Below are 11,375 nucleotides of genomic sequence, written 5' to 3'. Positions count from 1 at the left end.
TTCCGGATAGAACAGCGCGGGCGTTCGTGTTCCTTGCTCGAATCGATCCCTTGATTTGTTACTGGGATTTCGGCGTCCGGGCGCTGCGATCCGCTGTCACACTGTGGATCCGGGTGCCGTCTTCCGCACCGTCGCCGAGGCCGGGGCCGATCGTCGCGATATCAGAGTTGTGCGTGGCGCTGCTCGGTCGCCATCCGAAGCTCGCCTGTGGACTACTGATTTGTAGGGATCACGTCATGACACACGACATCACGATCTTTGCTGCGAAGAAGATCGTCACGATGAACCCGAGCAACCCGGAAGGTACGCATGTCGCGGTTCGCGACGGCAGAATTCTCGGCGTCGGACCACTGGCCGAGCTTGCGGGCTGGGGTGAGTACACGCTCGACGAGACCTTCAAGCGCAAGGTGCTGATTCCCGGTCTTGTCGAGGCTCACTCCCACGTCACCGAGGGTGCTTCGTGGGCAAACCCGTATGTCGGCTACTTCGATCGCACCGATCCCGACGGCAAGGTTTGGCCGGGGTCCCAGACGCAAGACGCGGTGCTCGAGCGGCTCAGCGAGATCGATGCCGAGATGACCGACCCGGACACGCTGCTGATGGCCTGGGGGCTCGACCCGATCTATTTCGAGGGTGAGCGCCTGGTAGCCAAGCATCTCGACCTCGTGTCGACCACTCGGCCTATTTTCGTCCTGCACGCCAACAGTCATGTGGCGACAGTCAATTCGGCCTGCCTGCGGATGGCGGGTATTGATCGCGACTGCGATGTGGTCGGGGTATTGCGTGACCCCGATGGGGAGCCCAACGGCGAGTTGTCGGAATTCGCGGCCATGTTTCTGGTGGTGCCCGCGGCAGAGCGCCTCGCGGCGGCCATGGGTTCCGAGGACAGCGTGCGTGGCTTCGGGCGATTGGCCGTCAGGACGGGCTGCACCACGGTCACCGAGTTGGGCACCGCGCCGTTGTACAACCCCGATGTCGTTGCCCTGTATCAGAAAGTGGTCAACGACCAGGCCTTCGCGCCCCGCCTGGTGATGTATTACGGTGCCAGCTTCGGTGGGCCGCAGGATCCCGAGGAGATCAGTGCGCTCGTCAAGGAACTGCGCCGCAGCGACAGCGACAAGCTGCGTGTCGGAGGCATCAAGATGTACCTGGACGGCTCCATTCAGGGCTTCTCCGCTTGTGTCGCGTGGCCCGGGTACTACACCGGCGAGCACGAGGGCATCTGGGATGTCGGCCCTGAACAGTTCGCCGAACGACTCGCTGTTTACCACCGGGCCGGTATCAACGTGCACACCCATTGCAACGGCGAGCAGGCCATCCAACTGTTCATCGACAAGACCGAAGAGGTGCTGCGTGACTGCGCCTGGCTGGACCACCGCCACACGGTGCAGCACAGCGCACTGGCGACCTCTGCGCAGTACCGCAAGATGGCCAAACTGGGCCTGTGCGCCAACCTGTTCATCAATCACATGTGGTACTGGGCTGACCAGCACTACGAACTCACCGTCGGACCCGAGCGCGCCAAGCGGATGAACAGCTGCGCGACCGCGGGACGTGAAGGTGTCAAGTATTCGTTCCACAGCGACGCCGCCATCACGCCGCTGGGATCGCTGCACACGATGTGGTGCGCCGTCACTCGCCGCACGCCCAAGGGGCGTGTGCTGGGCAAAACCGAGCGGATCAGCGCCTACGACGCGCTATACGCCGCCACCATCGGAGCCGCTTACCAACTGCACTTGGACGACCAGATCGGCTCCATCGAATGCGGCAAGTTCGCCGACTTCGCGGTGCTCGACGCCTCACCACTCGCCGTCTCGCCGAGGGCGATCAAAGACATTCCCGTGTGGGGCACGGTGGTCGGTGGCGTGAAATACCAAGCCACATAAAGAATCACCGGGCTCACTCCGGCGGTTTCTCGATCCAACCGGTCACCTTTCGGACCTCGGCGACCGGGCCGGTGACAAAGCCAGGTTCGTCGATCGGGCGGCCGACCAGCACCAAGTCGTACAGGTCGCTGCGCTACCCGGCCAAGTCGTCGGTCATATGCACCTTGCGGATACGCACGTCCTGCTAGAAGCCACAGGTCAGAGTGTCGGGCACCGCTGCGTGTAGCAAGGAGCCCCGCACCTCAGCATCCATCAGTCGAGGTACAGGGCTCGTTCGGCTCTGGGTCTATGGTCGGTTGAACTCGCCGTCGTTCACTCCAGCTGTGAATGCATCCCACTCGCTAGGAGTGAACACTAAGGCGGGACCAGTCGGATTCTTGCTGTCCCGCACGCCGACCATGCCCCCGTCTAGGTGTGCGACCTCGACACAGTCCTGATTAGGTCCGCTGCGGCTGCTCTTGAACCAATCCGCCTTGGACAGGTCGGTGCTCACTAGCCATACTCCTTAGCAATATCCAATACCAGTTCCCTGGTCGCCTGCTCGTCCAACGCTGCGGAGCGAATCGCCTTGCACGCAGATTTGTACTGGTCTATCTCGCTGGGCTTGTCCAGGTAGAGGGCACCCGTGTAGCCCTCAACGTACACCACAGGGGGTTCGGTGAACTGTGGGTGCGCAGGGAACTCCATCAGCGTGAACGACCCCGCGATCAGGGGCAAGGCAGTTTCTGCACTGAGGGGTACCGCGCGTACCGTCAGGGTGGCTGAACGCGAAATCTCGACGATGTGACGAAGCTGTTCAGCCGCCACCGAGGGACCGCCAATCGGGTATCTGAGCGCCGCCTCACCGACGAATACGTTCATGCTGAATCGGTCCCGTGGTTCTCGTAACCGCTTCTGCCGCTTTGCCGCGATCTCGATGCGGCGCTCGACGTCGACCGTCGGCATTCCCGGATAAGCCCCCCAGATCACCGCCCGACGGTACGCAGGGGTCTGAAGGAGTCCGGGCAGCAGCGCCAGATGGAAGAGCGTCAACTTCCGCGCCGACTCTTCAAGGCCGAGATACAGATCGAAGTAGTTCGGTACCGCGTCGCCATAGGCGTGCCACCACCCCGTCCTCTTCGTCTCCTGCACAAGCCCCATCAACGCGGCGGTGTCGTCGTCGTTAGCTCGATACAGCTCGCACAGCGCCTTGATGTAGATGTCTTTGAGCTTGACTCCCTGGCCACCCTCCAGTCGCCACATGGTTTGCGCGGATACCTCGATCGTCTTACACGCTTGGGTGACTGTCACGCCCGCCGCCTCGCGCAACTGGCGAAGTTGCCGACCCAACATGCGGCGCGGAACTGTGGATCCTGAACCTTCGATCATTAGCCCACCTCACGAGAACATGTGATTTTGGAAGGATTTTCGCAGCAAGTTTGGAAGATGGAGAGATCCTTACGCTACTCGCGCTGTGGAAGATTCCAAATTGCGTCGGTGGGGCGTCTACTGGATACACGTCCGGTAGAGAGGCTCCCTCCCTTCGCTCAGGTTCCCCTCTCTCACCCAGGTAGGCATGGAGACATCGAGGGGCCGGGCGTACCTAAATCCACCGTCGATGTGAGCAGAGGCCTAAACCCGATGGACCACATACCTTTTGGGGACACCCCGATGTCGCGCTGCATCTTCTATCGCCGGGTGTGTGACCTGCCCGCGAACGTCGACCCGCCGTGCCTGGGTCGCATCATCATGAAGGCAACGTACGTATGGGCGTTGACGATGCCCGCACCACTCGGGCAAGCGGTCAGGCACGACATGGGCCGTCATGGTGCCGCTGTTGGTCCGATCGTGGCGCATCCACGGTCGAACCGGTGGACGTATCTGATCAGGCCTGACGTACCCGACGATGTGCCACTGTTCGCTGATCTGTTCCGGCACAACGTTTCCGTGATCCGTGAAGGCGGCACGGTGGCGTTGCCGTCACCTACTCCCCAGTCGGGGGCTATCCGGCAGTGGATCGAGTCACCACGTGACACGTTCCGCCCCTCTGGGCTTGTCGTCATCGCATCGGTGCGGGCGTGTGTAGGACCGGGCAGGGTGCGGGCGGTGTCGCATGTCTGAATGTGATTGCGTCCCTTGGATAAAGCTGTCGATGTGCGGAGCCGGGAAGTTCAGCCCCCAGGCCGATGAGCTGATCGAAGTGACGTGCCCCTCCCGGTTCTGTATGACGTGGGTTCGGTTGGTCGACGGGAAGCTCGCCCCTCATGACGGACGGGTGCCCGGTCGTTGCCCGTTTATCGGTGTGCGGGTGGTTGATGACCGTAGCGACTTCACTCCCGACCGAATCACCTATCTCGGTGGAGTCCGCAATGAGCATTGACCACCGGACACGCAGTACCGAGAAAGCGGGCTCTACCGCCTCCTGGTTCGCCGACAACGGCGTGATCCATGTCGTGAGTGTGCGCTACGCGGCGAACGGCGAGGTGTCCGAATTCGAGGATGCCCCGACGCTGGGTGAATGCTTCGGCAGGATCCCTCGCGCGCTGTGGGAGCAGGTTCGATACGACTACCACCACGGCTCGCACGAGAATCGTGAGCGCGGTGAAACATTGTGAGTGCCAACATGTCTCCGTTACCAGAGGAGGCGGACGTACACCTGAGTGTGTTCCTGCACGGCGCACGATTCGACTTCGCCGCCTGCCTGCCTGCCTGCCTGCCTGCCGCTCTGTTGTTCGTCGAAGAGCATCAGGAACGCCACTACATGGATGCGGTCGATGTGATCCCAGGCGACACAGCGGGACTACCGCGTCTGCCGAACGAGAGGTTGTTTCTGGAACCCTGAACACCGACACTGGATAGCTCGGCTGAAATAGACAGGGGTACGGCATGGGCGTCGATCCCGACTGGGGGACATCCGCAGGTGCGCGGCAGCCCGGCCGAAGTGCAGTTCATCGGCGACGGTCCGCACAGTAATTCGACAAGTCCCGTGGTGGATACCGAGGAGGCCGGGCTCCAGCCGGTATGAGCGTGTGGTTCGGACGAAGTAGTCGGTCGAGATGTGACAAAGGCCGCGGCTGATGCCGCGGGTGTGGGTACGGTCGAATGCACGACATCGACGGGACGGAGCCGACAGGATGACCAGTGCCGACGTGCTGACCGACGCCTACGAGCGGATCAAGGAGGTAGTGCACGAGGCCGTGGAAGGCCTCAGCGAGGACGACCTGGCCTATCGAATCGATAAGAGCGCCAACTCGATCGCCTGGCTCGTCTGGCACCTGACGCGAGTACAGGATGATCACATCGCCGACGTGGCAGGTGTGGAGCAGGTGTGGACCGCGCACGGTTGGTATGACCGGTTCGGGCTACCGATCGACCGGCGAGCGACCGGCTACGGCGATGGCCCCGACGACGTCGCGGCCATCATCGCCTCGGCCGAGCTGCTCACCGGCTACTACGACGCCGTCCACGAGCAGACGCTGCGGTTCGTCCGTGGTCTCACCGATAACGACCTCGGCCGGATCGTCGACACCAGGTGGGACCCGCCGGTGACCCTCAGCGTGCGGCTGGTCAGCGTGATCTCCGACGACCTGCAGCACGCGGGGCAAGCCGCGTATGTTCGCGGGGTAATCGCGCGGACCGAGTAGAGCGCTCGGCGTTCTCGCGGATCAGTCTGATTCGACCGGTGGCGGCGTTTCCGGGCGCCACCGCTCGGTCGACCAGCACCATGCTCGTGGAGCTCGTGGAGCTCGTGGAGCTCGTGGAGCTCGCAGGTGGCGGGCGGTCGATCGTGCTGAACCCAAAGGCGCACTTGTGATTTCGCAATCGATGGTGTCTGCGCGCTGCCGAGCGATCGCGACGGTGCATCAGGCCGGTGCGCCGATCCACGTGGTGAGGGCGTCGGTCAGGCCGGCGGTGGTGGGCTCGTCGGTGGCCCACGCGACGTAGCCGTCGGGGCGCAGCAGAATCGCGGCCGGGGTCGGAATGTCGCCGACGCCGGGGACAGTCCAATGGTCGGTGTGGCCTTCGGCGCTGACTATCTGGATCCGGTCGTGCCATTGCGGTACTGCGGGGACGTCGTTTCCGTTGAGTACCAACAGGATCGGGCGACCCGTGCGCAGCAGTGCGTGGACTCGGGTGTTGCCGCCGGAGCTGGTGAGGTCGGCGTCCGGTACGCGGCGTCCGGACAGGGGGTGGTCGGCTTTGATGTCGTAGCGGATGTCCAGGGCGGTGATCATGAGGCCGAGGCGCTGCCGGACCTGGTCCATGTCGATCAGGTCGCGCATGATGCCGCGGAGCGCGTCGGTATGCGAGCCGGAGCGCGACAGTGCCGTCTGGGCCCTGGTGTTGTGCAGGACGCGGGCGGCGATGGGGTGGCGCTCGGTCTCATAGGTGTCGAGGAGTTCGTCGGATGCGTTGCCGCGCAAGGTCGCCGCGAGCTTCCAGCCGAGGTTGACCGCGTCCTGCACGCCCAGATTCTGTCCCTGGCCACCGGCCGGGTAGTGGATGTGGGCGGCGTCGCCCGCCAGGAACACCCGGCCGATGCGGTAGCGGTCGGCTTGGCGCGCGGCGTCGCCGTAGTGCGTCACCCAGCGCGGGCTGTGCATGCCGAAGTCGGTGCCCGCGATCTCGACGAAGTTGTCGCGGAAGTCCTCGAAGGTCAGCTCTGTGCCGCGCTGGAGCACGCGATCGTGCCGTTGCACGACCAGCCGGTACCAGCCCGGCTCGAACTGGATCGCCGAGAAATCCCCCGCACCACGGCGGTGGCTGAAGAACGGCTGTGCAGGCGGATCGGCCAATTCGACGTCGGCGATCATTCCCGTCATGGTCGCGTCCGTCCCGGCGAAGTCGATGCCCGCCAGCTTGCGGACCGCACCGCGTCCGCCGTCGCAGCCGACGAGGTAGGCGGCGCGGATCCGGCGCGGACCGTCCGGGCCGCCGACCTCGACCTCCACGCCGGTGGCATCCTGCCGAAATCCGACGACCGGCGATCCCCACCGCACGGAGGCGCCCAATTCTGTTGCGCACCGGTCGATTTCGCGTTCGAACACCGACTGCAGGACGGCGAGCATATAGGGGTAGCGGGTGTCGAAATCGCTGAAGTCCAGGGGCAGTCCGCCGAAGTGTCCGGCCTGGAGGGTCCGGCCCTGCGGGAGCAGCCCGTCGAGCAGGCCGCGCTGGTCGAGGATCTCCATGGTGCGGGCGTGGATGCCGCCCGCTCGGGATTCGCCGGTGCGCGCCGGAAGCCCGTCGAGCAGTGCCACCTCGACTCCGGCGAGTCGCAGTTCGTAGGCCAGCATCAGGCCGGTCGGTCCGGCACCGGCGATCACCACATCGGTCGTTTCCATGACCGTCTCCTTAACGATGTTAAAGGGGTTAACGTTGTTAAGGAGACCAGAACATTGTTAAGCTGTCAACGGTCGAATGGAGGAGGTGACGATGACGCTCGATGCCAAAGCGATCGCCGATGCCGCGCTGGGATTGCTCGATGAGGTGGGTCTCGACGGGCTGACCATGCGCAAGGTGGCGGCGGCACTGAATGTGCAAGCGCCCGCACTGTATTGGCATATCAAGAACAAGCGTGAACTGCTCGATGTGATGGCGCAGGCCGTCTTCGTCTCCGCTGTCGCAGGCATCGAGGCGCCGCGGCGGGGGGAGGCCTGGCAGGAGTGGGTAATCGCGCTGGCCGAGCGGCTGCGCCGGTCGATGCTGCGCTATCGGGACGGGGCAAAGGTGCTGGCCGGCACCTACATCAATGACGAAGCCATGTGGCGCACAGTGGAATTGACATTGCGCACCCTCGAAGACGCGGGTTTCTCCAAAACCGAGGCCGGCCGCGTCTTCCCGGTCATGCTGCACTACACCGTCGGCTTCGTCATCGAGGAGCAGTCCCGTGCCGGCACGGAGTACGCCGATACCAACCCCTACGATCCCGAACGCCTCGAACAAGCCGTCGACGCCGCCAACTATCCCCGAACCGCGCAACTGGTAGCCGACTTCTCCGTCGCTGATTTCGACGAGGAATTCGACTATGGCCTGCGCGTCATCCTCGCCGGAATCCTCGCCACCCGAACAGTTTCCGACCCTTCATGACGCGATGTTCGTTGCGTTGCGACCAGTTGTTTCGCGGCGGCATTTGTTGTCTGGCCGGGGAATGATCAATACCAGTGGTGCTGTTGCCAGAATGCCCACGCGCCGGCGGGACTGCCGTACACCTTGTTCATGTAGTCGTAGGTCCAGCGGATTTGGGTCACCGGGTTGAACGGCCAGTCGGCGCCGTGGCTGGCCATCTTTTCCGGTGGTAGGGCTTGGCCGAGTCCGTAAGCGCCACTGGTCGGGTTGACAGCGAGGAAATCCCAACTGCTTTCGCGCATGATGACGTTGTCGAATGCCCAGAAGTCGCGGAGCGGCACGATCGTCATCGCCATGAGTCTGGTGGCCGCGCGGACCGGCGTGATGCTGGACCCGACCTGCGTTTCCGAGGAGCCGGACGGCATCGCGGAATTCGCCTGCTGGCCCGCAACATCGAAGTCGGGAGGTGTGGCGGTGGCGGGAGTGGCGCCGATGGCGAGCGCACAGAGGGTTACCGCGACGGCAGTGGTGACGTGTCGCACGAACTGCTCCTTTCGCATCCACGGTTGAACCTTGAAGCTGGCGGGACACAGTCAGCAAATCATTGGTTAGCGCCGTGATGGCGCACCCGGTGCGGTGTGTCGGCGACGGGGTGCATCGGCTCGGCATCGCGAAGTGGTGTTTCCGCGCGTTGCTTTTCCGCAGCTGAGTGAAATATGTATTGGTCACTAGTGTGTAACGACGACGCGTGCGACTTCAGTTGCCCGGTTGATGGCGGATTTTGTCGGATTTCAGAAGGTCTGCGGTATTCCGGCAGCGCTCCCGGCATAACTCTGCGGCGTATCACATGTGACCGCTCCGATACGCGACACGACTGAACTTGACGTTTCCTTGTCTGGTATCCGTCTTCATCCGAGCGAACACTGAGAGCCGTGAGCCAATTGAATCATTAACTTATTCGACCGAAGGATGCGCCATGTCTACCAAAGTCATCAAAGCCGTCGCCGCCACCGCCATGGCGTTGTCCCTGGGTGTCGTCGCAGCACCCGCGGCTATGGCCGACACGATTCCATCCGCTGCGTCCACATCGACCTCGGTCACTCCGGCCTTCGGATCGGTCGCACTGTGTTTCGGCTTCGGCAGCGTCTACGTCTGCCTCTGAGGCCACCGGCTGAGCCCGCGGGCTGCGGGCTGAATATGGTCGGAATCAATCTGCTGTAAGTCTTCCCCGACCCTGACGCGTCCCGGATCTCCTCGGTGTTTTCGTGGGGCGGCGCTACGGGTCGGGGCGCTCAGTGATCAGGGCATTGGTTCGAGTCCGGGTGGTTGCCAGGTGCCGTCGATGGCTGCGGGCGCGGGTGCGTAGAGGCGCATGGTGAGGGAGAACTTTCCCGATGCCGGTATGGGCAGCCAGTTGCCGGTGGGCACGCTCGGGCCCGGATCGGCGTTCTGGACCACGATGTCGACTGCGCCATCGGGGCCGGGTACGACGGGGATCTGGTGGCCGACCGCGTAGATGTTGTCGGGGTTGGGGATGAAGAAGCTGTCGGCGTTGTAGGCGGTGATGGACCAGAAGGCGTCGACCGGCGGTAGTTGTCCGGCGGGGAAGTGGAGCCGGAAGCGGCGCGGGCGGCCGTTGTCGTCGGCGGTGCCGAAGACCGTCGGATAGATCGCGTCCTGGGGCAGGTTCGCGCCGAGACCGGTCAACGCGATGTAAGCGCGTTGTTTGTAATCGGTGCCGTAGGTGCCGACGTTGGTGGCGAATTGCCAGCCGTTCAAGTCTTTGATCTGCGGGTTGACGTAGTCGGCGATCTGGCGTTTCGCGTCGGCCGCCACGGCGTCGAGATCGGCGGCGGAAAGATCGACATTGCCGCCTGGCGTGAGCCCGATGCCGGCGAAACGCTTCATCGCGTCGTCGTCCGCGGCGGCGGGCGGGTCGGTCGCCATCAACGCGGACATCCGGTAGAAGAACGTGCGCCCGTCCATATCGGCGACCTGCTTCACCGGTGGGACCGCGTTGGGATCGGTGACATGGGTACGGCTGATGGTGCCGCCCTGGTCACCCCGCGCCCACCGGCTCAGCGGCACCAGCTTCAACTGCTGCTGTAGCGCCTGAACGGCGGCGGTGTCGCCGACGCCGTTGATCTGGATCCTGCCGATGATCCAGACCGTCGACGTCGGCACGGACAGCCGCGTGGTGTTCGGGGGCAGCGCGCCGAACCAGCCGGGCCCGGTGATCACGTAGGTGTAGGGCGGAGACGTTGTGCCCGAGGCAGTTTGGGGTTTGATGCTGCTTGGGTTGTGAACGGTGTTGCTCCATGCGTCCAGGATCTGCATCAGCCAGTAGCGTCCCGCGTCCATCGCGGGCACCTGCAAGACCATCGGGCCCGACCGCAGGTCGAGCCAAGCCTGCGAGTAGAGCGTGTCCAGATTCAGCCGGACCACATCTTTGTCGGCCGGGTTGGGTAGTACGCCATGGTCGAACGAGTTCGCGGGCGCGGAAATGGCCCGGGTGGCGTCCATCAGCACCAGCGGATAGCCGAAAATGTAGGCATCGGTCGCGATCGACTTCATGTCACCTGTTGCCGCCGCCGAACGGGATGTGGTCGAGGATGTCGAGTCGCTGTCGTCGCCGCATGCGGCCAGACCGAGTCCGGCCACGGTGATCGCGCCGATTCCGAGCATGGAGCGGCGGGAGAACCGTCCCGCGTCGCGGTGGTCGAAGGCATTGTCGTTGCGGTTCATAGCTCTCCCGAGGTCGATCCAGCGGACTGAAGACACGAGATGTCGAACACGGCTAGCGGTTTGCCTGCGTCCTGGAGAGTAGTTGAAAGATCACATCGCTGCTGGTCCTGAGCCGATATCGTCGCGATCGTCCGCCGCGCGGCGGCCTCAGGCGAGGCAGAATTCGTTGCCCTCCGGATCGGCCAAGGTCACCCAGGTGTGTGGGCCCTGTCTGCCGTTGTGCAGGAAGGTCGCGCCGAGCGCGGTGAGTCGTTGGAGTTCCGCGTCGTGGTTGTCCGCCCCGACCCGAATGTCGAGGTGTAGGCGGTTCTTGACCGTTTTGGGCTCGGGGACGAGTTGGAACAGGATGCGCCTGCGGAGACCATTTTCTGGGTTGTCGGGGTGCAGGATGGCGGCGCCGTCCTTCCAGACAAGCACGCCACGGTGTTTCTTGGTGTCGGCCTCTTTCGCGTATCCCTTGGCGATCATGCTGCGGATGAAGTCCTCATCGGAGGGTTCCACTTCCCAGCCGAGGACCTCAGCCCACCACGCGGCGAGCGTGTGCGGATCGGCGCAGTCGATGGTGATCTGAAATTCGTGTGCCATGTCGCGCATCCTAGGCAGCGGCACCGACAGCAATCGGTCCAGAACGTCCGATCGCTGAGATGCCCTCGCCGCGGCGGTCGCAGCGTCAGGGTGCCGCTGCGTCCAGGATCT

At 63.7% G+C, this 11,375-nt stretch carries 13 protein-coding genes; 7 read left to right on the top strand and 6 right to left on the bottom strand.

Features of this window, described 5'->3' with window-relative positions; translation table 11 throughout:
• The first annotated feature begins 236 nt into the window (after window positions 1-236).
• Window positions 237-1,886 (top strand): amidohydrolase, encoded by a 1,650-nt coding sequence (locus ACFQZZ_RS21610; protein ID WP_378683593.1) that lies wholly within the window; start codon window positions 237-239, stop codon window positions 1,884-1,886.
• A gap of 286 nt (window positions 1,887-2,172) precedes the next feature.
• On the opposite strand, the gene ACFQZZ_RS21605 is transcribed toward ACFQZZ_RS21610, so the two are convergent.
• Both ACFQZZ_RS21605 and ACFQZZ_RS21600 read right to left on the bottom strand, forming a co-directional pair.
• A complete protein-coding gene (locus tag ACFQZZ_RS21605; RefSeq protein ID WP_378683590.1) occupies window positions 2,173-2,379 on the bottom strand; it encodes a DUF397 domain-containing protein in 207 nt (68 codons plus the stop codon).
• Window positions 2,379-3,254 carry a helix-turn-helix domain-containing protein gene (locus tag ACFQZZ_RS21600; RefSeq protein WP_378683587.1) on the bottom strand — a complete coding sequence of 292 codons (876 nt, stop codon included), beginning with the start codon at window positions 3,252-3,254 and terminating at the stop codon, window positions 2,379-2,381. Before ACFQZZ_RS21600 ends, ACFQZZ_RS21605 begins: the two co-directional genes overlap by 1 nt.
• Before the next feature lie 282 nt (window positions 3,255-3,536).
• Here ACFQZZ_RS21600 and ACFQZZ_RS21595 point away from each other — a divergent pair, with 282 nt between their 5' ends.
• From ACFQZZ_RS21595 to ACFQZZ_RS21580, 4 genes are all read left to right on the top strand, one after another.
• A complete protein-coding gene (locus ACFQZZ_RS21595; protein WP_378683584.1) occupies window positions 3,537-3,986 on the top strand; it encodes a DNA-directed RNA polymerase subunit beta in 450 nt (149 codons plus the stop codon).
• Between the two features lie 248 nt (window positions 3,987-4,234).
• Window positions 4,235-4,480 (top strand): hypothetical protein, encoded by a 246-nt coding sequence (locus ACFQZZ_RS21590; RefSeq protein WP_378683582.1) that lies wholly within the window; start codon window positions 4,235-4,237, stop codon window positions 4,478-4,480.
• 8 nt (window positions 4,481-4,488) lie between these two features.
• Window positions 4,489-4,707 (top strand): hypothetical protein, encoded by a 219-nt coding sequence (locus ACFQZZ_RS21585; RefSeq protein ID WP_378683580.1) that lies wholly within the window; start codon window positions 4,489-4,491, stop codon window positions 4,705-4,707.
• 292 nt (window positions 4,708-4,999) lie between these two features.
• The gene (locus ACFQZZ_RS21580) at window positions 5,000-5,509 is read left to right on the top strand and encodes a DUF664 domain-containing protein (RefSeq protein WP_378683578.1); all 510 of its coding nucleotides are present in this window, start codon (window positions 5,000-5,002) and stop codon (window positions 5,507-5,509) included.
• 219 nt (window positions 5,510-5,728) lie between these two features.
• On the opposite strand, the gene ACFQZZ_RS21575 is transcribed toward ACFQZZ_RS21580, so the two are convergent.
• Window positions 5,729-7,210: an FAD-dependent monooxygenase gene (locus ACFQZZ_RS21575; RefSeq protein WP_378683576.1), complete on the bottom strand. Its 1,482-nt coding sequence runs from the start codon at window positions 7,208-7,210 to the stop codon at window positions 5,729-5,731.
• Between the two features lie 91 nt (window positions 7,211-7,301).
• Here ACFQZZ_RS21575 and ACFQZZ_RS21570 point away from each other — a divergent pair, with 91 nt between their 5' ends.
• Window positions 7,302-7,955 carry a TetR/AcrR family transcriptional regulator C-terminal domain-containing protein gene (locus tag ACFQZZ_RS21570; protein ID WP_378683573.1) on the top strand — a complete coding sequence of 218 codons (654 nt, stop codon included), beginning with the start codon at window positions 7,302-7,304 and terminating at the stop codon, window positions 7,953-7,955.
• 65 nt (window positions 7,956-8,020) lie between these two features.
• Here ACFQZZ_RS21570 and ACFQZZ_RS21565 read toward each other — a convergent pair whose 3' ends face one another.
• Window positions 8,021-8,494 (bottom strand): lytic transglycosylase domain-containing protein, encoded by a 474-nt coding sequence (locus ACFQZZ_RS21565; protein ID WP_378683571.1) that lies wholly within the window; start codon window positions 8,492-8,494, stop codon window positions 8,021-8,023.
• 416 nt (window positions 8,495-8,910) lie between these two features.
• Here ACFQZZ_RS21565 and ACFQZZ_RS21560 point away from each other — a divergent pair, with 416 nt between their 5' ends.
• Window positions 8,911-9,096, top strand: a complete 186-nt coding sequence (locus ACFQZZ_RS21560; RefSeq protein ID WP_378683568.1) for a hypothetical protein — start codon at window positions 8,911-8,913, stop codon at window positions 9,094-9,096.
• Between the two features lie 137 nt (window positions 9,097-9,233).
• Here the strand turns inward: ACFQZZ_RS21560 and ACFQZZ_RS21555 are convergent, their stop codons facing one another.
• Both ACFQZZ_RS21555 and ACFQZZ_RS21550 read right to left on the bottom strand, forming a co-directional pair.
• Window positions 9,234-10,679, bottom strand: coding sequence for a DUF1254 domain-containing protein (locus tag ACFQZZ_RS21555; protein WP_378683565.1), 1,446 nt, complete (start codon window positions 10,677-10,679; stop codon window positions 9,234-9,236).
• A 147-nt stretch (window positions 10,680-10,826) separates the two neighbouring features.
• A complete protein-coding gene (locus ACFQZZ_RS21550; RefSeq protein WP_378683562.1) occupies window positions 10,827-11,264 on the bottom strand; it encodes a VOC family protein in 438 nt (145 codons plus the stop codon).
• Between the last annotated feature and the right edge of the window lie 111 nt (window positions 11,265-11,375).

This window comes from Nocardia sp. GCM10030253, assembly GCF_042675075.1.
Lineage (GTDB): Bacteria > Actinomycetota > Actinomycetes > Mycobacteriales > Mycobacteriaceae > Nocardia.
Note: the sequence above shows the minus strand (reverse complement) of the source record. Positions and strands in the feature narration are given on the sequence as shown.

Excerpts from the sequence above, each read along its gene's own strand:
- ACFQZZ_RS21610 (WP_378683593.1), top strand. The coding sequence starts at position 237 with ATGACACACGACATCACGATCTTTGCTGCGAAGAAGATCGTCACGATG.
- ACFQZZ_RS21600 (WP_378683587.1), bottom strand. The coding sequence starts at position 3,254 with ATGATCGAAGGTTCAGGATCCACAGTTCCGCGCCGCATGTTGGGTCGG.
- ACFQZZ_RS21595 (WP_378683584.1), top strand. The coding sequence starts at position 3,537 with ATGTCGCGCTGCATCTTCTATCGCCGGGTGTGTGACCTGCCCGCGAAC.
- ACFQZZ_RS21590 (WP_378683582.1), top strand. The coding sequence starts at position 4,235 with ATGAGCATTGACCACCGGACACGCAGTACCGAGAAAGCGGGCTCTACC.
- ACFQZZ_RS21585 (WP_378683580.1), top strand. The coding sequence starts at position 4,489 with ATGTCTCCGTTACCAGAGGAGGCGGACGTACACCTGAGTGTGTTCCTG.
- ACFQZZ_RS21580 (WP_378683578.1), top strand. The coding sequence starts at position 5,000 with ATGACCAGTGCCGACGTGCTGACCGACGCCTACGAGCGGATCAAGGAG.
- ACFQZZ_RS21575 (WP_378683576.1), bottom strand. The coding sequence starts at position 7,210 with ATGGAAACGACCGATGTGGTGATCGCCGGTGCCGGACCGACCGGCCTG.
- ACFQZZ_RS21570 (WP_378683573.1), top strand. The coding sequence starts at position 7,302 with ATGACGCTCGATGCCAAAGCGATCGCCGATGCCGCGCTGGGATTGCTC.
- ACFQZZ_RS21565 (WP_378683571.1), bottom strand. The coding sequence starts at position 8,494 with ATGCGAAAGGAGCAGTTCGTGCGACACGTCACCACTGCCGTCGCGGTA.
- ACFQZZ_RS21560 (WP_378683568.1), top strand. The coding sequence starts at position 8,911 with ATGTCTACCAAAGTCATCAAAGCCGTCGCCGCCACCGCCATGGCGTTG.
- ACFQZZ_RS21555 (WP_378683565.1), bottom strand. The coding sequence starts at position 10,679 with ATGAACCGCAACGACAATGCCTTCGACCACCGCGACGCGGGACGGTTC.
- ACFQZZ_RS21550 (WP_378683562.1), bottom strand. The coding sequence starts at position 11,264 with ATGGCACACGAATTTCAGATCACCATCGACTGCGCCGATCCGCACACG.